The sequence below is a fragment of the Glutamicibacter halophytocola genome (genome assembly GCF_001302565.1).
Taxonomy (GTDB): Bacteria; Actinomycetota; Actinomycetes; order Actinomycetales; family Micrococcaceae; genus Glutamicibacter; species Glutamicibacter halophytocola.
The window spans coordinates 2,889,433-2,912,998 of sequence record NZ_CP012750.1 but is presented as its reverse complement, the minus strand read 5'-3'; the positions used below and the strand labels follow the sequence as shown (position 1 = coordinate 2,912,998).

The following is a 23,566-nucleotide window of genomic DNA, read 5'->3' as shown; positions in this document are numbered from 1 at the left end:
GCGCGGATTCTAATGGAATCGACGCTTCGCTCTATCGAAGGAATGGATCATGGAGCACGGCTCTCGTGGATGCTTCACTGGGTACGACGGGTGCTCAAGAAGCAGCTGATCGGCTTCCAGGGGATGTCGCCAAATTGCTCAAGTCCCAGCAGGCCCAGGCTGATGATATCCAAGCATTGATTGGTGCGTTGGAACCTGCCGAAGGACTGCGAGCACCGGTTGCAAGATTTGTCGCTGTCCATGACGGCGAAGTTGTACTCAATGAAATCATTCCCGGGCTCAAGGTCCAGGCTCCAACGGTGGATGTCGGACCTTTCCCGAATTTCACGGCATTGGCACGTGCTCGCGGTGGTTCCTTCTCTTACCTGGTCGCCGAAGTGGGCAAGGACGGTGGCGAAGTGCATCTTTATAACACGGCATCGCCTGAGCGCATCGCTAGCCAAGGCATCGTTGGACTGCCCGAGGAAATTCACCACGCTCGAAAGGTGCCCGGTGAATACGACCAGCCCAAGGCCCAGGCGGCTGCCGACGAAATGGTGCGCAGGAACGCAGATGAAGTCGCCGAGCTGATTACAAAGATGTCTGCGGAAAATTACGTTCGATTGATCGTGATCTCCGGGGATATCAAGGCTCGCGAAGCGGTCATTGCCCAATTGCCGGTGGCCTTGCGGGATTACGTGGAAGTCATCGATTCGCACACGAGAACTGGTGGTGCTGATTCAAAACAGGTTGATGCCCGGGTCGCCAAGCTTATCGAGGACGTGAAGTCCAAGGCACTGGCTGATCTGGAAGCGAAAGTCGCGGCGCAGTCAGGCAACGGCCGTTCGCTCTTGGCCGTGGGCCTGGAGGAAGTGGTGACAGCGTTACAGTCGGCACAGGCTGAAACTGTGCTTGTCGGGCAATACCAGGACGAGCACACCTTGCGTGCCCTGAGTGCCGAGCCCTGGATTGCCCATCAAGAAGGGGATGACCACGCAGAATTGGTTGCCGGTGAGTGGCCGGCACCGGAAGTGCTCTTGCGGGCCACCGCTTTGACGGATGCGACTATTCGATATGTCCCGGATTCGGTCATACCTGACGGGGCAGGAATTGCTGCACTGCTGCGTTGGGCGAAGCCCTGACCCCTCAATAATATGAAATTGGGCTCTTGCCACGAGGAAAATCGTGTCAAGAGCCCATTGCCATGCCAGAACCTGCCCCAGCTTTCAGCCGGAGAACAGTGGCTTAGCGATCATGATTCTCGGGAGCGCCATGAGCTGGATCAGCGGGAGGCGTCGACGGGTACCCGGGAGACGGAGGATAGTCCTGCGGGTAAGGCGATTGGGCCTGCGGTGCGGACGGATCCATCGGTGGCGCCCAATAAGCCTGGCGCGGGTGAGGCACCGGCTGGGCCATCGGCCAGGGCTGCAGTAGCGGCGGCCGAGTCATGGGCGGGATTGGCCCTGCGGTGCGGGCGACGTCGTTCTTGCTGGACAGCTTGACCAGGGCAAATGTCAGCAGCGCCGTGAAGAGGACCGAGAAGAGCAAGGACATCGGACCGGATGACGTTGCATTCAAATCCACCTGGCCCATTGCTCCGAGCAAGAACAAGAAGGTGTTGTTGATAATGTGCATGGCCATTGCAGCTTCCAAGCCGCCGGTGCGCCAGGTGAGGTAACCGGCAGCGATGGCAAACGCCGTCACATCCAGCAGGCCATAAACGTCGTAGAGATGGCCAAAGGTGAACAAGGGCACCGGCAGGAGAATGGCAAAAAGGGGGTGCTTCAGCCAGCTGCCGATGATCTGCATCAATGCTCCACGGAACACCAATTCCTCGGCAGCACATTGAAATGGTGTCAGCAAAATGACCAGGAGAGCGAAAAAGAGCGGATCAGCCGGACCCTGGACCGCAGCCATGTCAGGTTGCCCTCCCACCCCGGCGGCCGTCAGGCCGAAGCTCAGGGCGAAGTAGGCAGCAAATAAGAGGGAACTGGTGCCGAGGGCCATTGCGAACCAACGCCAGCGCAATCTTCCAGCGACGGAAATCAACTGGCCGACAGGCTTGGAGCCGAGCAATAGATAGGCCAGATATACCGCGGGGATCATGATGATCAATGACGCCATCGTGATGGTGAAATCGATGGGCGAGGTCATGTCCAGGTCTGCCTCGGTGAGGAGGGAGTCTGGCGCGCCATTTGGATCAGCCGCCCAATTGGCGGGGTTCACCAGGGCCACTACGAAGATAATCAGCATGACGACGATGAACAGTGCTACAAAAAAACCCAGCCCGGTTCCGGCAAAAGCCAGCGGGCGCCACCAGCGGTAATCATGGTTTCGACGCATTAGCCGGTGGAAGGGAAAACTTTGTTCCCCGGCAGCTATGGGCGCAGGGGGCTGCAGAAAGTGTGGCGAGCTCATAGGTCAATTCTCCCGCTGATCACCCATTGCGACATGAACCTTGCGGAGGATTTATCGGTCATCCCAAGGTAGCCACCGTGGTGCTCATAGACTTGTTGCAGACGATTCGCCTTTATTGATTTGGAGAAAGACCCAGTGGGCCACCATCACCATGACGAACCGATATTGCAGGATCCCAAACGACGGCGCCGTGCCTCGATCATCTTGTGGGCATTGCTCGCGCCTATCGGCGTGCTGGCAATGGTCATGGTCATCGTCCTATGGCCCCAAGGAACGTACAACAAGTTTGCCCTCGATGGCTCCATGGATACCGCTGGTGGTGCCACGATGGCGACCGGCACCGTAACCCGGAGCGGTGTTGAGACCTGTCCTTCGTCCCAAGGGCTGGAAGACGTGGGCGGCAAGACCTTGGAATGCACGGTCACCTACGTCATGCCAGCGTCAGGCGGGGCGGAAATCCAGATGGAAATTCCGCCTGAAATGCTGCAATCCCGGGACGCCCGGCCCGGCGATGCCTTGCGCTATTTGGACCTGTCCAAGGTAGATACCACCAGCGGCAGTCCCTACGTCTTTGTCGACTTCGTACGTACCTTGCCCATGACCCTGCTGGCTATTGCCTACGGGATAGTCGTCGTGCTGGTGGCTGGGTGGCGTGGTGCGCGAGCGGTCATCGGCTTGGTTGGCGGCATCGCGTTCATGATCTTCTTCATGGTCCCGGCGCTGATCGAGGGCGGGAATCCCGTGGTGGTCGGCCTGACCGGTGCCACGGCCATCATGTTCGTGGCGCTGTATTTTGCCCATGGCTTGAATGCCAAGACATCAACGGCGCTGCTGGGGACGCTCTTTGGCTTGGGAGTGACCGCGGCATTGGCGCTGTGGCTGACGGACGCGGCGGCGCTGACCGGCGCTAATGACGAGTCGGCAATGACCTTGTCTACTGTGGCGCCGCAAATTTCCCTGCCTGGCCTGCTGATCTGCGGCGTGCTGGTCGGCGGAATGGGTGTGCTCAACGATGTCACCATCACCCAGTCCGCCACGGTATGGGAGCTGGCCGAAACTTCGCCCAGGGCTTCGGCCAAGGAACTGTTCTTCCGCGGCATGCGCATTGGCCGGGACCACATTGCCTCAACGGTTTACACCATTGCCTTCGCATACGCCGGGGCCGCGCTGCCAATCCTGGCCATTGCGGCGATGAGCAACCAGGGATTCGGTGTGACGCTGGGCTCAGGGGAGATGGCTGAGGAAGTTATCCGGATACTTATTGGTTCTATTGGCTTGGTACTGGCTATTCCTGTCACCACGGCCATAGCGGTCATGGTGGTGAAGGCCACCGGTACTGGCGGAGCACACGGCAAGCGATCCTTGTTTGCCGCCAACGCAGACGCCTAGGTGCGAACGGTTCTCAAAAGTAATGTAGAATTGTTCTCAATAGCAAACGTGTTTGGATGGAGAACTCATATGAAGAAGTATCGCTCATTGCTTGCAGCCGCCGTCGCTGTGCCCGCAGCGGGAATGATACTCGTCGGGTGCGCCGGGACTGGCAGCGAAGCCAGCGATGCGGATACCTCTGCAGTCAAAGTGGTGGCAACGACCAATGTCTATGGCCAGGTTGCCCGTGCTGTGGGAGGCGACACCGTCAGCGTCAGCGAGATTATCACCTCGGCTGCCCAGGACCCTCACTCATATGAGCCAACCACCCGCGACAAGCTCACCGTTTCTGAAGCGAATATCGTTGTTGCCAACGGCGGGGGATACGACCAGTTCATGGATTCACTGGTCCAGTCCCTGCCCAGCGACCAGGCTTCGGGCGTTCAGCTGATTCACGCGGTGGATTCTTCGCCTATTGCCAAGGAGCATGAGGAAGAAGAAGCGCATGAAGGCGAAAGCGCCGAGGAGCATGCCGAGCATGCTGAAGAGGAAGCGCATGAGGAGCATGAAGGCCACGATCATGCCGGCTACAACGAGCACATCTGGTACGACCTGGACTCCATGTCGGCCTTGGCCGATGAGCTGGCCACAACCTTCGGCAAAACCGATGCCGCCAACGCGCAGCAATACACGAAAAACGCCGAAGAGTTCAATGCCGGCATCAAGAAGCTGCAGACTCAGCTGCGCGATGCCAAGCTCGAGGACAAGAAGTTCATCATGACTGAACCAGTGCCGTACCACCTTCTGGATGATGCAGGCATGGAGGACATCACGCCTGAAGGGCTGAGCGAGGCCATCGAAGAAGGGGAAGGCATTGCGCCAATGACCCTCAAGAAGGCCCAGGACCTGTTGGAAGGCGGCAATACCGACGTCCTCGCTTACAACGTGCAGACCGAGGGCAACGAGACCAAGGCGCTGAAAAAGGATGCTGAATCCGGCAAGGTGCCAGTCGTCGATTTCGCAGAAACCATCCAGGATGATTCAAGCTACCTGGATTGGATGAAATCCAACATTTCCAACTTGGCTTCCGCGATCAACGGCTAGCGGGTACGTAGACTACATGTATGGCATTGATTCCTTCCCAAATTACTCAGGCGACAGGTAAAGCACGAGCCTTGATCGCCGAGCGATCGGTGCGAGCTGAAATAGCGCAAGGCCAAAGGGAAATACAACAAGCCGACCATGTCATCTTCTTTGCCGAAGGCCCCGGCCAGTTCTACCAACTAGGTGTTTGGCTGGGGACCTTTGAGCGACTTGCCGCCCAAGGCCTGGGCATCGGCCTGGTATTGATGGATTCACTCAGCGCGCGGCAGGCACTGAGCTCCAGCACACTGCCCCTGCTGTTCACGCGTTCCATGGAGCAAATCGAGTCCAGGCTGCGCGAGTGGAACACCAAGTCGATCAGCTACGTGAACAATGCCCAGCGGAACTTCACCATGCTGCGCTTCAACGGTCCAGCGCATATTCATCTGAACCATGGCGAGAGCGAAAAGGCCTCGATGGTTTCCAACCAGCTCAAGGCCTATGACTATGCCTGTGTTGCCGGACCCGCAGCGGTGGATCGCATCTGTGAAAACATCTCTCGATTCGATTCTTCGCACCTCGTGCAGATCGGGCGGCCGCAACTTGATGCCTTGGAATTGGAAGGGCCCTCAGAGAAGATCCGGGTCCTCTACGCGCCAACATGGGAAGGCGATTCTTCGGCGATGGCCTATTCCTCGGTAATGAGGCTGGGCGAACGGATCCTTGCGCAGCTGGTCAACGATGACCGGTTCGACGTGCGTTTCCGCCCCCATCCGAAAACCGGCGATATCCTGGCCGAAGCCAAGAAGACCGTGGCTGCTTTGCAGTCGAGGTTCGAGTCGACCATGGATCCCGTTCCCGACGCTTCGCAATCCCTGGTCTGGGCCGACGTGGCCATTTGCGATACTTCAGCCATGGCCTACGACGCCGTGGCATTGAACATTCCGCTGCTGCTCGCCGCCGATCGCCCGAGCAAGCTGCGTGACGGGCTGCCGATGGAACAGCACCTTGGCAACGCCAACGGATTGGCGGACCGGGTAGCAAAACTGGCTGCCAGCGGAGTGGCCGGCAAGCAAAAACAACTGGCCCAGTACTTCTTCGCCACCACCGAACCCGGGATGGCCACGAAGAAGCTGAACCAGCTGTTCTCCGGTCTGTAGCAGGCCTTTTAGCGCTGTTTGAAAACGGTGTCCTGCCACTGGCGGTGAGGCGCAGGATCGTGGGAGAGCATCACGTGCTTCACATTGGTGTATTCGTCAAAGGAGTACTGGCTCATATCTTTGCCCATGCCTGAAGCCTTGTAGCCGCCATGGGGCATGTCCGAAACGATGAGGATATGCTCATTGATCCACACGCAGCCAGCCTGGATCTGCGCACTGGCCTTCATTGCACGGTCGACATTCTTCGTCCACGCGCTGGCAGCCAAACCGTAGGGCGTGTCATTAGCCAGATCCATGGCTTGCTCGTCATCGTCGAACGGCAGGGCCACCAGGACCGGTCCGAAAACTTCGTGCTGGACGATTTCTGAATCCTGGGCGGCACCGATGACCAGTGTTGGGCGATAGTAGAACCCGGGGCGTTCCTCGCGCCGTCCACCGGCCAGTATTTGCGCGCCGTCCTGCTTGGCGCGATCGACCATCGCCGAAACCTTTTCCAGATGCGCTTCGCTGATCAGCGAACCCATATCGGTGTCGGGATCTGAGGGACTGCCAACCACCATCGCATCCATCAGCTGCGCCACCCGCGCGGTGAACTTGTCAAAAACAGAAGAGTGCACATAGGCGCGGGTCGCCGCCGTGCAATCCTGGCCGGAATTGATCGTGGAACCTGCCACCGCGCCGTGAGCCGCTGCCTCGATATCGGCATCGTCAAAGACGACGAATGGCGCCTTGCCGCCCAACTCCAAATGCACGCGGTTTGCGCGTTCAGCGGCCATCGACATGATCTTCAGCCCTACCGCGGTGGAACCGGTGAACGAGGTCATCTTCACCAGAGGGTGGCGTACCAGTGTTGCCCCGACGGAAGGGCCATCGCCGACCACCACATTGAGAACACCGTCTGGCAGGCCCGAATCGCTTGCGGCCTTGGCGAAAAGCATGGACGTGCCGGGAGTGAGCTCACTGGGCTTGAGCACGATGGTATTTCCCGCGGCGATGGCCGGGAGCACCTTCCAGGCAGCCATCTGCAATGGATAGTTCCAGGGGCTGATCGATCCGATGACGCCAATAGCCTCGCGGCGGATCATCGAGGTGGTGTTCCCTGCATAGTCGCCAGCAGCCAAGCCCTGGAGGTTTCTGGCGGCGCCGGCAAAGAAGTTCACATTGTCGATCGTTCCGGGGACGTCAAACTCCGTGGACATCCGAATGGATTTGCCGGTCTGCGCCGTTTCCACCTGGGCCAGCTCGCCGGCATGCGCCTGGAGCTCGCGGGCGAAGGCCAGCAGATGGTCAGAGCGTTCTGCCGGTGTCAGCGCGGACCAGGTCTTAAACGCCCGTGCCGCGGCTTGTACCGCTTGGTCCACCTGTTCCGTGCTCGCCGTATCAACGTCGAGCAATTTATCACCGGTCGCGGGGGAGACCCGCGGCAGGACAGGTCCCTGGCCGAGTACCTGCTCTCCGTTGATGAACTGATGTCCCAGAGTTGGGTTGTAGTAATCCATGGCGATGCTCCTGTGGATGCTCAGAGGGTGAAGTAGATCTTGCGAAGTGTTTCGGTCACGTCCCACCGGGTATGCATGCCGGCCTTCAAGCGCACAGCGGTGCCGTTGGCCAGCTCTATTTCCTGCGCGCTGAAACCGCCGCTGCCAAGAATTTGCAGCTTGCCGCGGCCGGAGAGCACGACAAAATACTCGTCGGCTTCGATGTCTTGCATGGAGCCGGGCGACATTTCCCAAACTCCGATTTCAGCATCGCCAAGGGTGCTGACTTGCTGGAATCCTGTGGTTGCAGGAATCCGTCCCTCGATGCGCTGCCCTGTTTCTATCGGTTGGAGGGCAATGGGGAGCTCAAGCAGCTTTTCGCTCTCAGGGTTCGGAAGGAAATCTGTCATCAGGAATCGAACCCCATCCCGATCTTGTCCATGAATTTCAAGAATACGGAGCGCTTGCCTTCGTGGTGATCCGCCTTGACCAGGTGGTTTGTCATGATTTTGACTCCCAGCCATGCGGCCGGTTCTGGTGGAAAGGGAATGGGTTTGGTGCGGACCAATTCCAGGTCTGTCAATTCGGTTTTCTCCCCGGAAAGCAAGTCCAGCATGACCTTGGCGCCGAACCGGGTCGCGCCGACTCCCAGCCCGGTGAACCCGGCGCAGTAGGCGACTTTGCCGCCATGGGTGAGGTCGAAAAAGGAGAAGAAGCGCGAGCAGGTGTCGATGGCCCCGCCCCAGGCGTGGGAGAACTTCACGCCGGATAGCTGCGGGAAGCTGCCAAAGAAGTGCGCCGCCAACTTGTTGAAGGTCGCTTGATTGCTGTCGTAGCTTGAACGCACTTTTCTGCCGAAATGGTACACGGCATCGTACCCGCCGTAGAGGATCCGGAAGTTCCCATGGGCATCGATTGTTGGCCGCGAGTAGTGGAAGCGATTATTCATGTCGGCTAATCCAACCATTTGGTCCCAGCCGATGGCCGCGCGCTGCTCTTCGGTCAGGGACTCGGTCATCAGGGCGTAGTCGTACACCGGGACGATACGGGCCCGGTGGCGCTTGAGCAGGGATGGGAAAACATTGGTTGCCAGGGCGACTCGCTCTGCCATGATGCTTCCGCCAGCGGTCAAGACTTGGACTGTGTCGCCGGCATCGGAGATTTCCAGAGCATGGGTATGCTCGTAGAATTCCACACCCAGCTCACGGCAAACCCGGGCAAGCTCCCATGCCAACTTGGCTGGATGCACCAGCGCCGTGGATTGGTGGTCTAATGCGCCAGCCAAGAAATCCGGCGAATTGATGACGGTTTTGACTTGCTGCTGGTCGAGGAAATCTACCCCGGATGATTCGGCTTCTTCTCTGGCCCAGGCAATCTGGTGGGCCTCGGTAGCCACGCTCAGTGCACCCTGGCGGACAAAGTCGACGTCCATGGCGTACTTCTGAACGGCAGCCTCGAACTCATCAAGGTTTTGCGCTCCAAGCTCGGCAAGCAGCGCATTTTCCTTGGGGAGATGATTCGCTCCGTTGGCTTCTCCATGCACGAGCGACGCTTCGCAGAATCCTCCGTTGCGTCCGGACGCGGCCCAGCCGATGCGTTGGCCTTCGATGAGAACCACCTGCCGTTTCGGGTCCCGCTCCTTGGCCTGCAACGCGGTCCACAGGCCTGTGTATCCACCACCGACGATTAGCAATTCTGCGGTGATTGAACCGTGCAGCGAAGCACTGGGTTCTGGACGATGTTCGTTGTCCAGCCAATAACTGGTGTGCTTGGCTGATGCCAGTGATTCGGCAATGAGAGATGAAGGGACTTCTGCTTCATGCCGGTCGAAAGTAATTTGATGCTGGGTGCTCATGGGTTCTTTCCTGGATTAATAGCGGAGTTGTGAGAATGCTATTGATCCAGGGGAACAACCATGGGGCCCTGGGGTTTTGCGGTTTGCTGGGCACGCAGGATGCCAGTTGAGAGCCAGTCGGCGATCAAGGCTTATCCCTCTTCTCGGCAGAAGATCCGCAAATTGAATGTGATTCATTACTTATCTAAACTTGAGCTTTTCCACCTGTCAATAGATTGCCTGAAAGCGACAACCGGCTTCGCTGAATATGACACAGAATTGCCGCCCAGAACATCACGGCGAATTCTGGCAATGCCAGCAGCAGCATGAGATTTCCGTGCGCGGATGAATGCGCCGTCGCTGAATGATGATGTTCGCCCATCCAGGGCAGGCCCAGAGCCATCGCCATGTGGAGCATCCCCATCAGGGCGCTCATCACCAGCAGCTTTTGCGCCGGCGCGCCCCGCCAAACACCCCAGGCGCATTTGGTGCACCAGAGGGTCATGACCAGCAGAATGGACATCCACCACAGCGAATGCGGCAGAACAGCAATGCTGGCCAGATGCGCGAGGCCCAACCCCAAGGCGGCTGACCCGAGCACGCGATGTGCAGGGATCAGCCGCCGGGAAGGGCTAGGCGCTATCGCCGCAGCAACCATCGGTTTCCTTGGTGGAGCAGCATCCGTGCTGGACGGGGGCTGGTACATCGAGCACCGGGGAGCGGTCGAAGAAGCCCTCGGGGCGGATGGTGAAGCCCACGGTGTCAACCGGCATGATTGGCCAGTCCTCAGTGCGTGGGAAGTGGGTTAAGGCGAAGGTGTGCCACATGCTGATTTGCTCGCCATCGATATTCTTGTCGTCTTCAATCCACGAACCGATGCCATCGACCCCAGGGTTCTGGTTGACGAAATCACCGGTGGGGTAGCGGTGCGAAGCATCGCGTTTGGTTACCCAAAGCGCCTTTGAAGCGAATTCGGCCCGTCGATGAATCGAGGATTCGTCGGCGGCCAGCAGGGTTGGCAGTCCCTGGGACATGAGCTTGTAGCCTACCGGCTTGCCAAGGTAGTTCTTCGATTCAGGGTTGGTCACCACCCAGGTGCGGCCGGCAGTTGGGTTGTTATCGCGCACCGCTTGCTGCTCGGTGCCCAGCACCGTGTGGCTGCGGGTGAAGGCGTTGCCGCGAGGATTTTCCTTGCTGATGGGAAGGCGTACCGCTTCCTCCTCAATGACCCGGCTCGGGCCGCCGTCCAAGGCGAAGTCCAGGCGGGCGCCGAAGATGTGCTGGTGGAACGGTGCGCCGAGCCCTGGCGCCATCTCGGATGCGAAGCGCTCGTCGAGCATGGCCGAGGTGAAGACAACGCCGGTGGCCTTGGCCTCGAATTCGATGGTGCCGTCCAGGTAGAGGTACCAGTAGAAGCCGTAATCGTAGTTGCCCACGGTGGTGAAGAAGCTGATCACCAATCGGCGGTTGCGACGCGTGTACTTCACGCCGGACCAGTCATCTGCGTGCTTGGAGAGGATCGAGGCGTCTTCCTCGTGCATGCAAATGCCGTTGGTGATCGTCTGGGCGTTGCCATCGCCGTCAGTGACCACGGGGGAAATGTAGTGGATTTCGCCCAGGCAATCGCAGCCGAGCTCCAGCGAATTGGCCAGCCGGCCGATCAGGTATTCTCCGGTGTCGAAGTAGTTCTGCCAGCTGCGCACCGGTGATGGGTCTCCATAGGGGACCACCATTTCGGCGATGGAGGCGCGGTCCAGGATGCGGCGATCGACCCCCTTGTCGTTGAAGCCGATGTTGTAGAGCACCAGGCCCTCGCGCATGTCGAATCCGATATCAAGAGACCACTTTTCCCATTCCACGTGGTTGCCGTTGGCGACGGTGAAGCTGGCGCCCTCTGGCTGGGTGATTTCAATGGGCTTCTGCGTGGTGCGCGTCGGGCCGGTCAGCTCGGGATCGGTGTAGTTGCCATGGGTCTCGGGTACCGGGACGATTTGGAGATCCAGCAGGCGGTCAACTTTTTGGGCGATGGTGTCGATGTAAACCACGAGTCCATCCACCGGGTGGGCCCAGGCTGAATCCTCGGCGAAGTCCTGGCGGAAAGCGAGCCCGCGCAGGATGCGGCGACCGGATTCCTCTGGATACTCGTCATCGTAGACACCGGCGGAAAGCGGGGCAACGCGTACTTGAGCTGTGGTGAGGTCGCGTTTGGCTAGGGCGGCCACCCACTGGGGGTCAGCATTGAGAATGGATTCGACCATTTCGAACTCTTCAAGCAGCACCGGCATCTGGCCCACTTTGGACGGGTCGAGATCGATGATCGACACCACGCTGCGGTTGCCCAGATCCAGCACGATGTCTCGTGGCGAGTTGGTGAGCTTGTCCAGGAGCATGACTCGGACATGCCGGCCGGGCCGGGAGTGCTGTGGGTCTTCCAAGCCCAGGTAGGCGATACGGGTGTTGTCGCCGAACAGTTGGTTGTCAACCAGAAGCTCTTTGGCCAGAGAGATTTCCGCTTCACTGAGCAAAGTGAAATCTGTCGTTGCGGTGATGGTCACGAGCTAGGCTCCTTTGAATGTGATGTAGATCAATTATTATTCTATGAATGTAGAGAATACGGAGCGGCACTGCGGGGCGCAACCCTTTGGGAACAAAAATTTAAAAATGGCTAGGCTTGAGCTATGCCAAAAATCGTTGATCATGACCAGCGCCGCCGAGAGATCGTGGAGGTCACTTGGAAGTTCATCGCCCGCGAAGGTATCGAGAAGCTGAATCTGCGTGACTTGGCCGCTGCCGCTGGTTACGCCAACGGAGCGCTGAAGCCGTACTTCCCGACGCGCGATGCGCTGCTTGTGGCGACCTTCAACTTCGTCGCGGACGCAACGAACCAGCGCATAAAGCAGAACGCGGCAGGCATGCAGGGCTTGGAAGCCATTGCAGCGTTCGCCCGGGAAGTGCTGCCGCTCGATGAACTGCGGCGGAACGAGGCGCGCATTGCCGTGCATTTCTGGCATCTGGCGCTAGGCGATCCCAAGCTGGCCGTCGTGAACGCATCGACGATGGACCAATGGCGAACCATGCTCGATGGCTGGCTGGAGCAAATTTTCCCCGCAGCAGACGCGCGCACCCTGATGGCCCGCGATTCGCTGATCAACTTCCTCTTGGGTGCCCAGGCCAGCAGCGTGTTGGATGCAGAAGTCAATACCGCTGTCCTGTTGGAAGAACAGCTGAAGTACCAGCTGGACCTGCTCGACTCCTTCGCCCGATAGAATTCCCAGCGATATTCTCGGGTTGAAGAAAATAGTGACAATCTTCGCGGCCGAGCGTACCCTCAAATGTGATGCCCCGCACCTTGGAAGCGTCATTGGGGGAGGGAACGCATGTATCAGATCCAGCACGTCGACTCATTTACCGCGTGGTCGAGACTCATTTCTGATGCCTTCGTGCAATTGCGCAGCGAACAAGTGACCGGTGGCCACTTCACCGCGTCCCTCGGGGTGAACATGCTCGGCGACATCGGCCTGATGCGCATCCACGCCAGGCCCCATGCGGTGCAGCGCACCGTGGATCTGACCAACAGCGGGGATGGGGAGTTCTACAAAGTCTCCTACCAGCTCGACGGCTATGGCCTGCTGGTTCAGGACGGGCGTGAAACGGTGCTCGCCCCGGGAGACCTGGCCATCTATGACACCCAGCGTCCCTATACGCTGGCCTTCGAAAAGCCTGCCACCGTCGTTGTCGCACTGATTCCGCACGGCCAATTCAAGCTTTCAACCCAGCAGGTCGGGCAGGTGACCGCGCTGGCCCTCAAGAACAACCATCCGCTCTCCGGGACCGTCGCCCCGCTCATGAACCACCTTGGCGCCAATCTTGCGCAATGGGACGAATACGGGGGATACCCCTTGGCCCGCAATACCGTGGATCTGCTTGCCACGGCACTCGGCGGGGTGCTGGGAATCGATACCGTTGCGGACACCAAGGCCCAGCAGCGCGAGAAGATCACCAGCTACATTGATGAGCATCTCAACGACGCCGACTTGGGGCCGGCGCAAATCGCGGCGGCGCACTTCATCTCGATCCGCAGCTTGCACGCCTTGTTCGAGCATCAACCCCATAGCGTCGCTGCGCTCATCCGCCACCGCCGCCTCACCGAAGCTTCGCGTTTGCTGCGCGACCCGCTGCTGTTGGCGCAATCAGTCCAGGCAATTGGCGCGCGGGTGGGCATCGCCGATGCGGCCGGATTCAGCCGGATGTTTTCCAGGGAATTCGGCTGCACTCCGGGCAAATACCGCACCGGGCAATGAGACGTGGCGCACAGCCCTGCGCGGGGAAGCAATGAGGCTGCACCGAATGACAATGCGAATCCTCCCGCGCCGTAGATCCTGAAGGGAGCACAATCAACACTTTTGGGGGATCTTATGGCACTGGAACAACGCACTCTTACGGTGCCAGCGCTGGTGGTCATGATCATTGCGGCCAGCGCGCCGTTGACGGCAGTGGCCGGTGGCGTCACCACAAACTACGCGGTGACCGGAATGAGCTCTGTACCGCTGTCCTTCCTGCTCATCGGGGCGGTGCTCCTGGTCTTCAGCATTGGCTACACCGCCATGAGCCGGCACATCCCCAACGCGGGGGCCTTCTACGCCTATGTGGCCGAAGGGCTGGGGCGGATCGTAGGAGTCGGGGCCGCAATGGTGGCGCTCGTTAGCTACAACCTGATGCAAATCGGCATCTATGGAATGTTCGGATTCGCGGCGGCTTCCTTCGCGAATGCCACGTTCAACACGGCAATTCCGTGGTGGGGCATGGCCCTCGTGGCCTGGGCAGCCGTCGGGTTCCTCGGCATGAACCGCGTGGATTTCTCCGTGAAGGTCCTGGGGATCATCGTGGCCGCCGAATTCCTGGTCGTTGTCGTTTACAACATCATGGCTTTTGCGCTGGCACCACAGGCGCCGCAACCAGAAACCGCCTTCAACTTCTCCGACGCGCTGGCCCCGGGCATGGGTGCAGTCGTGGCGTTCACCATTGCGGCGTTCATGGGCTTCGAATCGGGAACCATCTACAACGAAGAGGTCAAGGACCCGCAGCGAACGGCACGGCGCGCCACCATGATCGCCATCGTCATCATCGCCTGCTTCTACGCCTTCTCCGCCTTCGCGGTAGCGGTAGGCGAGGGGGCAGACAACGTCATCGCCGCCTCGGCCGAGAATGGCCCGGATCTGCTGTTCGTCTTTTTCGCAGCCCATGCCCCAACGTGGTTCGTGGATCTTGCGAACATCCTGTTTATCACGAGCCTGTTCGCCGCATTGCTGGCCTTCCACAATGTTATTGCCCGGTATTTCTACTCCATGGGCCGTGGTGGCGCCCTGCCGAAGTTCTTGGCGGTCACCTCGCGAACCACTCACGCGCCGATTGCAGGATCGATGGCCCAGTCCGTGCTCGGGCTGATCGTGATCATTGCCTTCGCCATCGCATCGCGCGGCCAAGAACCCATGTACATCGTGTTCACCATGTTCACCTGGATGACCAATTCCGCGGCCTTTGGCCTGGTGCTGCTGATGGCGCTGACATCCTTCGCTGTCATCGGATATTTTGCGCGGCGCAAAACCGACGACTCGCTGGTCACCCGGGTGATCGCGCCATCGATTTCAGGCATCGCGCTGTTCTACGTCTTCGCCCAGATCATCATCAACTTCGATATCCTGCTTGGCGTTGAAGACCCGGGCCTTCTGGGATACGCGCTCCAAGGCATCGTCATCATCCCCGGGGTACTGGCTTCATTGGCCGCGGCAATCATCAGGCTAACCGGCAAGGGATCCCAGCCGGCAACAGAACTATCCGTCTTGTAAAAGCACAACAAAGGAGTTGCACCATGGCATACGCCAACGCCCAAGAACTATTGGACGCAATCCAGCCCGCCACCGGCGGAACCGAAATTTTCGATCCGGCCACCGGGGAACTCGTGGGACGGGTCGAGCAGCAGACCGCCGAAGACCTGGATGCCGCGGTCGCTTCGGCCAAGGCTGCCCAGCCTGCCTGGGACAAGCTCGGACACGCTGAACGCAAGCGCTTGCTGAATGCCGCTGCGGACAATATCGAGGCTAACGCTGAAGCCTTGGCCGAACTGCTCTCCCGCGAGCAGGGCAAGCCGCTCAATGGCCCTAATGCCCGATTCGAAGTGGGAGGGGCAGCAGCATGGCTGCGCGCAGCAACCGCCTATGAGGTAGAGCCAGAAGTGATCGTGGATGACGGCGAAACCTATGCCGCAAAGCATTATCGCGCGCTGGGTGTGGTCGGGGCCATCGGTCCGTGGAACTGGCCAGTGATGATCTCCATCTGGCAGCTGGCACCGTCGCTGCGCATGGGCAACACGGTGGTGATGAAGCCCAGCGAGTACACGCCGCTATCGGTCCTGGCACTGGTGCACATCCTGAATGAAGTGCTTCCAGCCGACGTCCTGCAAATAGTCGCCGGTGGGCGCGAAGTGGGAGAAAAGCTCTCCGGCCATCCAGACATCGCCAAGATCATGTTCACCGGGTCCACCCGCACCGGAAAAGCGATCATCCGTTCTTCGGCAGACACGGTCAAGCGACTGACCATGGAACTGGGCGGAAATGATGCCGGCATCGTGCTGGAAGACGCTGATCCAAAAGCCATCGCCCAGGACCTGTTCTGGGGTGCCTTCATCAACACCGGCCAGACCTGCGCTGCCTTGAAGCGGCTCTACGTTCCCGAATCCATCTACGACGAGGTGTGCGCCGAGCTCACCGCGGTAGCCAAGGCCATGCCGATGGGCGTTGGCTTGGACGAGAACAATGTCCTGGGTCCCCTGCAAAACAAGGCGCAGTACGACATCGTCGCAGGACTCGTCGCGGACGCTGTGAATTCGGGAGCCACCGTATTGCTCGGTGCGAACCCGGATGAGCAGGCCAAGGGCTACTTCTACCCCACAACGCTCATCGCCGACATCGACCCGGACAACCGGCTGGTGACCGAAGAACAATTCGGCCCGGCCCTGCCGATCATCAAGGTCAAAAACAGTGCTGAAGCAGTTGCCCACGCCAACTCCCTGGAAGTCGGCCTCGGCGCTTCGGTCTGGAGCAGCGACCGCGACAAGGCCCTGGAAGTAGCAGCCCAGATTGAGTCGGGGACCGTGTGGATCAACTCCCACGGCACCATCGATCCGCGCATTCCATTTGGTGGTGCCAAGCAATCAGGTTACGGCCTGGAATTCGGCATTGACGGGCTGAAGTCCTTGGCACAGCCGCAGATCATCAAGGGCTGACAAGCTCAAGGGAAAACGAGAAGTGGCGGTGTTCGCGGGACCGGGCCGGGACCTGTGAACACCGCCACTTCCCCATATAGGGCTAGTTGATGATGTCGCCTTTGGGGCTGTCTGCAATCGCTGCGATGCGTTCGCGCCAGGCTTGCAGCTGATCAGGAGACAGCCGCGTCCAATCATGGATTTCGCGGACAACTTTCAATGGACTGGAACTGCGGTAGGAGCGGGTCGGGTTTCCCGGGAACTTCTTGTCGGTGACATTAGGATCATCTTCGAATTCTCCGGTCGGCTCCACCTCATACACATGCGGAGTTCCGTCAAGTGCCGCAATCTGCGCAGCCAAGCCAGCCCCGTCGGGCAACGCCGTGAAATAGATGTGATTCATGAGGATCTCGGGTCGATAGTTCGAGGGAAAACCAGCGGACAATAAATCGCCGGGGCCCAATGCCGCCTTGGTGCCGTGGTAGAACGGTCCTGCTTCCGAATCCTTGGTCATGGACCCGAGCATAGCGAATTGGCTACGGCGGTAAAAGAGGCGCTGGCCGAGCAGCCACAGGGCGGGCAATTGAAGAGTTTCAAGTACCCGGACACGTATATTGGGTGGTGAACCGCGAACAAGCTTTGGAGAATTACTCGTGCCCATCTTGAATAAAGACATGTCCCTGTGCATCTCGTTGTCGGGGCGACCATCAAACCTCGGGACCCGATTCCACAACTACCTTTATGAAGAATTGGGGCTGAACTTCATCTACAAGGCTTTCTCCACCGATGATTTGGCAGGCGCCATTGCTGGAGTCCGTGCTTTGGGAATTCGTGGATGCTCGGTCTCCATGCCTTTTAAGGAAGACGTGATGAAGCTGGTCGATGAGATCGAGACTTCTGCCGCGGCTATCGATTCGGTCAACACCATCGTGAACACCGAGGGCCGCCTGGTGGCCTCGAATACTGATTTTGAAGCAATTGCGACCCTGATCAAACGCCACGAGCTGGATGCGAGCCACAGCGTCCTGGTCCGCGGATCCGGAGGAATGGCCAAGGCTGTTGTCGCAGCGTTCCGCGATGCTGGCTTTGAGAATCTCACCGTGCTGGCCCGGAACGAAAAAGCCGGCCAAGAGCTGGCTCAGAAGTACAACTACAAGTTTGCTGCTGCTGATCCAGCACCTGGAAGCCAGATCTTGGTCAACGTGACTCCGCTAGGCATGGATGGGGCGCAAGCCGACGTCCAATCATTTTCCGATGAGCACATTGCCGCTGCTGAAGCCATCTTTGATGTTGTCGCTTTCCCAAGCCAGACTCCGCTGATCCTGGCCGCCCAGAAGGCAGGAAAGCCGGTGATCACCGGCGCGGAAGTCATCGCACTGCAGGCTGCCGCCCAGTTCGAGAAGTACACCGGGCACTCGCTGAGCGATGAGCAGATTGCGCGGGCCTCGGAGTTCTCGCGCCAGTAGCCGCCTATTGATCCTTGCGGGTCAATGTACTGCAACGCCAAATAGCCGATGCCAGCACCAAGACCTTGGTGCTGGCATGAGCTATGTCAGGCGTTGCGGCTATTCGCCTCTTGAATCCGTCTCATCATCAGCAACGAATTCCACGGTTGTCGACTTGCGGCCCCGGGCCACGAGGACGATGACAACGACCAGTGCGATGACAAAGAGCACCGGAACGATATAGAACACGATGAGCTCGTAGGCATTAGGCACTAATGGGTTCACGCTTGAGTCACCATTATCTAGTTGATCCATGTTTTTTGGCACTTGGCTTGGGCGGATCAGCCGCGGAGCACTATCTCCAGATCTTCGAGCTGCTGGCCTGCAGGATACTGCCCGTTGAAAAGCTTCGAGCCATCCTCGGTGAGGACAGCAGAGAAACGGGTCTTGACCAAGCCGAAAGCGCGCGAGACAGCAGTTTCAGTGAGTTCAGCGATCGCAACGCGACCATTAGCCGTACCAATGGTGAGCGTGATGGCTTCATCCTGGTTTTCCACGCGAGGCTCTATCAGGTCCAGCTTCATCATGCCTCCGTGTCCGGAGAAGGACACGTGGCCGTTGAACCACACCTCATTATCCGGGACATCAGTTGCCGGGGATGCGGGGAAGACCAAGGAGTTGCCGGCTTGCCAGACACCATTGCTTGCTTCGATGCGTCCGTCAGCAAGGGAAGAAATATAACCCACGAACGAGGCTTTCAGGCCCCATTCCAGATGCGGCTGGAACGGATCGCCAGCTGGCGCACCATTTCCCATCATTATTGTCGTCCTTCCACAAGTTAACGGCACTAAATACTCTGCTGATCAGTATTTCATAACTCCGATAGCTGTTGGTGCCCAGATTCACTGCTAGCTGATCATTACGCGGTGCGTCGTTGAGGATGAGGTGGTTGCCGCAACCGACGGCAGTGCAGCCGGCAACAGCTCCACGCTCAATTGCCCGGACGGCCAATTGAGCGTGCAGCGACGATCGCGCGCAAGAATTTGCCTCGGCGCAGGGGAGCCAAGGAGGCGTTAGCACCCATCGGAACAACGATGGCCGTGCCAAAATCTATCCAAGGGTATTGGTCCCTGGCCGGGCTGTGCCCAGTCAGGCGGCGTAAGCCAGGCTAGATCGCCTTGCCAGGATTCAGGATTCCCTGCGGATCGAAGACGGCACGCAGCCGGCGCTGCAGCTGCAACGAAGTTTCTCCCAGTTCTTCGGCAAGCCAGTCCTGCTTGAGCAAGCCGATGCCGTGTTCGCCGGTCAATGTCCCGCCCAGATCCTTGGCCAGATGGAACATGTCCGCCAAGGCTGCCTTGGGGGCACCTGAAGTAATCGACTGCCCGCGGGGAACGATGATGATCGGATGGAGGTTTCCATCGGCCGCGTGGGCAATGATGAAAATCGATACAGCGCGTTCGGCTTCGATCCGCTGCAGCCCGTGGATCGCCTCGGCTAGCCGATTGCGTGGGACTCCGATATCGCAGATCGACACCGTACCCAGTTTTTCCACGCTGGGGATGGCCTGGCGCCGGGCTTCGAGCAGAGCATCGGCATGCTGCGGGTCTACAGCCAATTCGCTGTGTCCGGCTAATGGCCCGATGGCCTCCTGCAACGCCTGCACTTCCAAGTGCGCACCGTAGCCATCGGTTTGGGCGAGCAGCAGCGCACCACCGCGGTTGTGGTGATCGGTTCCCAAAGCGGCATCCACCGCGCCGAGTGTTTTGCCGTCCATGAGTTCCAGCACCGATGGTGTCAGCCCGGCGGCTGCCACCGCTGAAGCCGCCAAGGCCGCCGACGACTCATCGGGGAAGTAGGCGACCAGGGTGGCAGTGTGCTTCGGCTTCGGGCGCAACCGCAGCATCGCCTCGACCACAATGCCCAAGGTTCCCTCCGAGCCAATCATCAGCGCATTCATGTCATAGCCGGCCACGCCCTTGATGGTGCGCCGCCCGGTGCGCAGCAGCTGCCCATCGGGCAGCACCACCAGCAAGCTGAGCACCGATTCACGGGTCACCCCGTACTTGGCGCACCACATGCCCCCGGCATTCGTCGCAATGTTGCCGCCGATGGAACAAATAGCGGTGCTGGCCGGGTCCGGGGCATAGAACAATCCGTGCTCCAAGGCTGCCTGGTTCACTGCCGCGTTAATAACTCCGGGCTGGACCACCGCGATCCCTTGCACGGGATCCAGCGAAAGGATCTGGTTCATCGCCGACAGGTCCAGCACCACCTCGCCAGCCTGGGCGCAGGAACCTGCCGCAAGGCCCGTGCCTGCCCCGCGCGGGACGATTTTCACGCCGTGTTCCTGGGCCAGCTTCATGGTGAGCACAACGTCATCCACGTCCTGGGCGAAAATCACCCCGTCGGCGAAGCTTTGCGGGATGAACCCCGAGCGATCCACGCTGGCCCGTGCCCGGTCATCCGGATCAACCGAAGCCCTGGGATGGGCGTCCAAGAGCTGCTGGTTGCTTTCTGAAATCATCATGGTCCTCCCGCAAAAAGAAAACTGGCAGGAAGGCTCATGCCTTCCTGCCAGCCAGGTGCTTATTCGACGAAGCTGTCAGCGACGATCAGCGCTTGCTCCAGGCGATCCAGCGCTTCGATGAGCACCTCGTCCTGGATGTTCATCGCCGGAACCACATGGAGCCGGTTGAAGTTGGCGAACGGCAGCAAGCCGGCCTTCTTCGCGGCGCCAATCACCTGGTTCATCTCCGGGCTGCTGCCGCCATAGGCTGCCAGCGGCTCACGGGTCTCGCGGTTCTTCACCAGCTCGATGGCCCAGAACACCCCGGTGCCGCGCACCTCGCCCACCGACGGGTGATCGGCGGCGAACTGTGCCAGGCGGGGCCCGATGATTTCCTCGCCCAAGCGCTTGGCGTTCTCCACCATGCCCTCGTCCTCCATCGCGGTGATGGTGGCTGCGGCCGCGGCGCAAGCCAGCGGGTGGCCCGAATAGGTCAGCCCGCCAGGGTAGGCCCTCTCCCGGAAGGTCTCGAAGATCTGCGGGCTGATGGCCACCCCGCCCAGCGGCACGTAGCCGGAGTTCACGCCCTTGGCGAAGGTCAGCAGGTCCGGGACCACGCCGAAGTGGTTCACCGCGAACCATTCGCCGCTGCGGCCGAAGCCGGCCATGACCTCGTCGGCGATATACACGATGCCGTGCTTCTTGGTCAGCTCGCGCACGCCCTGGAGGTATCCGGGAGGCGGCAGGTAGATGCCGGCGGTACCCGGAATCGACTCAAGGATGAGCGCGGCAATGGTGCCCGGTCCCTCCAGGAGAATCGTGTCCTCCAGGTGCTTGAGCGCCCGCTGCGTTTCCTCTTCCAAGGTGGCCGAGTTGAAGTAGGAGCGGTAGGGGTAGGCAGGGAAGAAGCGCACCACCCCGTCGCTGGCATGATCCGAGGCGAAGCGCCGCGGATCCCCGGTGATATTCACCGCCAGGTGGGTGCCGCCATGGTAGGAGCGGTAGGACGAGAGCACCTTGTGCTTGCCGGTGTGCAGCCGGGCCATGCGCACCGCATGCTCCACCGCATCCGCCCCGCCATTGGTGAAGAAGATCTTGTCCAGCTCGCCCGGGGTGTGCTTGGCGATCAGCCGGGCCGCCTCGGAACGCGCGTCATTGACATGCTGCGGCGCGATGGTCGCCAGCTTGCCTGCCTGCTCGACGATAGCCGCGATGACCTTGGGGTGCTGGTGGCCGATATTGGTATTGACCAGCTGGCTGGACAGGTCGATCAGCTTGTTGCCCTCGCCGTCCCACACATAGGACCCCTCGGTCTTCAAGATGGTCATCGGGTCGAAGGGGCCCTGCGCCTGCCAGGAGTGGAACACATGCTCGCGGTCCAGCTCGTACGCGCGGCGCCCGGCGGCGATCTGCTCTTCGGTGATCTGGACCTGTGCGATTGCTTGCTCGCTCATGATGCTCCTAGTCGTTCTGCGGGAAGCCGAGGTTGATGCCACCGTGGCTGGGATCCAGCCAGCGCTTGGTGACCACCTTGTTGCGGGTGAAGAATTTGAAGCCCTCCGGGCCGTAGGCGTGCTGGTCGCCGAACAGCGAGGCCTTCCAGCCGCCAAAGGAGTGGTAGCCCACCGGGACGGGGATCGGCACGTTCACCCCGACCATGCCCACCTGGATCTCGTCCTCGAAGCGGCGGGCCGCTCCACCGTCGTTGGTGAAGATCGCGGTGCCATTGCCATAGGGCGAGGAGTTGATCAGGTCGATCCCGTCGTTGAAGGACTCGACGCGGACCACCGAGAGCACCGGGCCGAAGATCTCATCGGTGTAGATGGACATGCCGGTGCCGACCTTGTCGAAGAGGGTCGGGTGCAGGAAGAAGCCCTCGCCGTCGGCATCCACGGTGCCGGTGCGGCCATCGATCACCAGCTCTGCCCCGGCCTCGATTCCGGCGTCGATGTAGCCGGCCACCTTGGCCTTGTGCTCGCCGGTGATCAGCGGGCCCATATCGCAGCCGCGGGTTCCCTCGCCCACGCGCAGCGTCTTGGCGCGCTGGGCGATCTTGGCCACCAGTTCATCGGCGATGGATTCCAGCGCCACCACCACGGAGATCGCCATGCAGCGCTCGCCGGCCGCCCCGAAGCCCGCGTTCACGGCCATGTCGGCGGCCAGGTCCAGGTCGGCGTCGGGCAGCACCAGCATGTGGTTCTTCGCTCCGCCGAAGGCCTGGACGCGCTTGCCGTGGGCGGTGCCGGTGGAGTAGACATACTGGGCGATCGGGGTGGAGCCGACGAAGGATACCGAGTTGACCCGCGGGTCGGTCAGCAGGGTGTCCACCGATTCCTTGTCGCCGTGCACCACATTCAGCACGCCCTCGGGCAGGCCGGCCTCCGCGAAGAGCTGGGCCAGCCAGATCGATGCGGTCGGGTCCTTCTCCGATGGCTTGAGCACCACGGCGTTGCCGGCGGCGATGGCCACCGGGAAGAACCACAGCGGGACCATGGCCGGGAAGTTGAAGGGGGAGATGATGGCCGAGACGCCGACCGGCTGGCGCAGCGACTGCACGTCAACACCGGTCGAGGCGTTCTGCGAGTATTCGCCCTTGAGCAGGTACGGGGCGTTGCAGGCCAGCTCCACCACTTCCAGGCCGCGGGCTACCTCGCCCAGCGCGTCGTCGAGCACCTTGCCGTGCTCCGCGGTGATGATGGCGGCCAGCTCGCCCTTGCGCTCGGCCAGCAGCTGGCGGAAGTTGAACATGATCGCGGTGCGGCGGGCCAGCGAGGTGTCGCGCCACTTCGGGAAGGCCTCGGCGGCCGCGGCAATGGCCACCTCGGTGGTGGCCTTGGAGGCCAGCTGCACGGTGCGGGTGATCTCGCCGGTGGCCGGGTTGTAGATGTTGCCGGTGCGCTCGTTGGCGGAGTAGGCGGCGTTGTTGATCCAGTGCTGCAGGGTGTCGGTCAGCGTGGTGCTCATCGCGGGTGTTCCTTTCACGGTCCTTCATCGGGCTTTCCTTCATCATGGGTCATTGCGGTGACCGGGA

At 60.2% G+C, this 23,566-nt stretch carries 21 protein-coding genes; 9 read left to right on the top strand and 12 right to left on the bottom strand.

The genetic code is table 11. The features are described 5' to 3' along the window. Positions 1–65: 65 nt before the first annotated feature. Positions 66–1,121, top strand: coding sequence for a baeRF2 domain-containing protein (locus AOZ07_RS13495; protein WP_060702451.1), 1,056 nt, complete (start codon positions 66–68; stop codon positions 1,119–1,121). Between the two features lie 103 nt (positions 1,122–1,224). Here the strand turns inward: AOZ07_RS13495 and AOZ07_RS13490 are convergent, their stop codons facing one another. Continuing rightward, positions 1,225–2,397 carry a CPBP family intramembrane glutamic endopeptidase gene (locus tag AOZ07_RS13490; RefSeq protein ID WP_084793263.1) on the bottom strand — a complete coding sequence of 391 codons (1,173 nt, stop codon included), beginning with the start codon at positions 2,395–2,397 and terminating at the stop codon, positions 1,225–1,227. Positions 2,398–2,532: 135 nt separating this feature from the next. Here AOZ07_RS13490 and AOZ07_RS13485 point away from each other — a divergent pair, with 135 nt between their 5' ends. From AOZ07_RS13485 to AOZ07_RS13475, 3 genes are all read left to right on the top strand, one after another. Continuing rightward, positions 2,533–3,786: a YibE/F family protein gene (locus tag AOZ07_RS13485; RefSeq protein ID WP_060702449.1), complete on the top strand. Its 1,254-nt coding sequence runs from the start codon at positions 2,533–2,535 to the stop codon at positions 3,784–3,786. Positions 3,787–3,855: 69 nt separating this feature from the next. After that, entirely contained in the window at positions 3,856–4,869 is a 1,014-nt protein-coding gene (locus AOZ07_RS13480; protein WP_060702448.1) for a metal ABC transporter solute-binding protein, Zn/Mn family, read from the top strand. A gap of 20 nt (positions 4,870–4,889) precedes the next feature. Continuing rightward, entirely contained in the window at positions 4,890–6,008 is a 1,119-nt protein-coding gene (locus tag AOZ07_RS13475) for a CDP-glycerol glycerophosphotransferase family protein (RefSeq protein WP_194943674.1), read from the top strand. An 8-nt stretch (positions 6,009–6,016) separates the two neighbouring features. On the opposite strand, the gene AOZ07_RS13470 is transcribed toward AOZ07_RS13475, so the two are convergent. The 5 genes from AOZ07_RS13470 to AOZ07_RS13450 form a co-directional block, all read right to left on the bottom strand. Then, positions 6,017–7,507, bottom strand: a complete 1,491-nt coding sequence (locus AOZ07_RS13470; RefSeq protein WP_060702446.1) for a gamma-aminobutyraldehyde dehydrogenase — start codon at positions 7,505–7,507, stop codon at positions 6,017–6,019. A 20-nt stretch (positions 7,508–7,527) separates the two neighbouring features. Further along, positions 7,528–7,896 carry a cupin domain-containing protein gene (locus tag AOZ07_RS13465; protein ID WP_060702445.1) on the bottom strand — a complete coding sequence of 123 codons (369 nt, stop codon included), beginning with the start codon at positions 7,894–7,896 and terminating at the stop codon, positions 7,528–7,530. After that, on the bottom strand, positions 7,896–9,341 hold the full coding sequence (locus tag AOZ07_RS13460) for an NAD(P)/FAD-dependent oxidoreductase (protein ID WP_084793262.1): 1,446 nt from the start codon (positions 9,339–9,341) through the stop codon (positions 7,896–7,898). The genes AOZ07_RS13465 and AOZ07_RS13460 overlap by 1 nt, the downstream gene beginning before the upstream one ends. 184 nt (positions 9,342–9,525) lie before the next feature. Beyond that, the gene (locus tag AOZ07_RS13455; protein ID WP_060702444.1) at positions 9,526–9,978 is read right to left on the bottom strand and encodes a hypothetical protein; all 453 of its coding nucleotides are present in this window, start codon (positions 9,976–9,978) and stop codon (positions 9,526–9,528) included. Further along, positions 9,953–11,875: a primary-amine oxidase gene (locus tag AOZ07_RS13450; protein WP_060702443.1), complete on the bottom strand. Its 1,923-nt coding sequence runs from the start codon at positions 11,873–11,875 to the stop codon at positions 9,953–9,955. Before AOZ07_RS13450 ends, AOZ07_RS13455 begins: the two co-directional genes overlap by 26 nt. Before the next feature lie 123 nt (positions 11,876–11,998). Here AOZ07_RS13450 and AOZ07_RS13445 point away from each other — a divergent pair, with 123 nt between their 5' ends. The 4 genes from AOZ07_RS13445 (at position 11,999) to AOZ07_RS13430 (ending at position 16,602) form a co-directional block, all read left to right on the top strand. Further along, a complete protein-coding gene (locus tag AOZ07_RS13445; protein ID WP_060702442.1) occupies positions 11,999–12,586 on the top strand; it encodes a TetR/AcrR family transcriptional regulator in 588 nt (195 codons plus the stop codon). A gap of 111 nt (positions 12,587–12,697) precedes the next feature. Beyond that, complete coding sequence (locus tag AOZ07_RS13440; RefSeq protein ID WP_060702441.1) at positions 12,698–13,621, top strand: AraC-like ligand-binding domain-containing protein; 924 nt, start codon at positions 12,698–12,700, stop codon at positions 13,619–13,621. Between the two features lie 114 nt (positions 13,622–13,735). Further along, positions 13,736–15,166 (top strand): APC family permease, encoded by a 1,431-nt coding sequence (locus AOZ07_RS13435; protein WP_060702440.1) that lies wholly within the window; start codon positions 13,736–13,738, stop codon positions 15,164–15,166. Between the two features lie 23 nt (positions 15,167–15,189). Continuing rightward, positions 15,190–16,602 carry an aldehyde dehydrogenase family protein gene (locus AOZ07_RS13430; protein ID WP_060702439.1) on the top strand — a complete coding sequence of 471 codons (1,413 nt, stop codon included), beginning with the start codon at positions 15,190–15,192 and terminating at the stop codon, positions 16,600–16,602. A gap of 82 nt (positions 16,603–16,684) precedes the next feature. Here AOZ07_RS13430 and arr read toward each other — a convergent pair whose 3' ends face one another. After that, entirely contained in the window at positions 16,685–17,107 is a 423-nt protein-coding gene (gene arr / locus AOZ07_RS13425) for an NAD(+)--rifampin ADP-ribosyltransferase (RefSeq protein WP_417935220.1), read from the bottom strand. A gap of 127 nt (positions 17,108–17,234) precedes the next feature. Between arr and AOZ07_RS13420 the strand changes: the two genes are divergently transcribed. Continuing rightward, positions 17,235–18,047: a shikimate 5-dehydrogenase gene (locus AOZ07_RS13420; protein WP_060702438.1), complete on the top strand. Its 813-nt coding sequence runs from the start codon at positions 17,235–17,237 to the stop codon at positions 18,045–18,047. A gap of 99 nt (positions 18,048–18,146) precedes the next feature. Here AOZ07_RS13420 and AOZ07_RS18855 read toward each other — a convergent pair whose 3' ends face one another. The 5 genes from AOZ07_RS18855 to AOZ07_RS13400 form a co-directional block, all read right to left on the bottom strand. Then, positions 18,147–18,311 carry a hypothetical protein gene (locus AOZ07_RS18855; protein ID WP_194943673.1) on the bottom strand — a complete coding sequence of 55 codons (165 nt, stop codon included), beginning with the start codon at positions 18,309–18,311 and terminating at the stop codon, positions 18,147–18,149. A gap of 56 nt (positions 18,312–18,367) precedes the next feature. Continuing rightward, positions 18,368–18,844 carry an HtaA domain-containing protein gene (locus AOZ07_RS13415; RefSeq protein WP_060702437.1) on the bottom strand — a complete coding sequence of 159 codons (477 nt, stop codon included), beginning with the start codon at positions 18,842–18,844 and terminating at the stop codon, positions 18,368–18,370. A 350-nt stretch (positions 18,845–19,194) separates the two neighbouring features. Next, positions 19,195–20,556: an FAD-binding oxidoreductase gene (locus AOZ07_RS13410; protein ID WP_236995191.1), complete on the bottom strand. Its 1,362-nt coding sequence runs from the start codon at positions 20,554–20,556 to the stop codon at positions 19,195–19,197. Positions 20,557–20,615: 59 nt separating this feature from the next. Then, positions 20,616–21,989: an aspartate aminotransferase family protein gene (locus AOZ07_RS13405; RefSeq protein ID WP_060702436.1), complete on the bottom strand. Its 1,374-nt coding sequence runs from the start codon at positions 21,987–21,989 to the stop codon at positions 20,616–20,618. Between the two features lie 7 nt (positions 21,990–21,996). After that, on the bottom strand, positions 21,997–23,499 hold the full coding sequence (locus tag AOZ07_RS13400; protein ID WP_060702435.1) for a CoA-acylating methylmalonate-semialdehyde dehydrogenase: 1,503 nt from the start codon (positions 23,497–23,499) through the stop codon (positions 21,997–21,999). Positions 23,500–23,566: the final 67 nt, after the last annotated feature.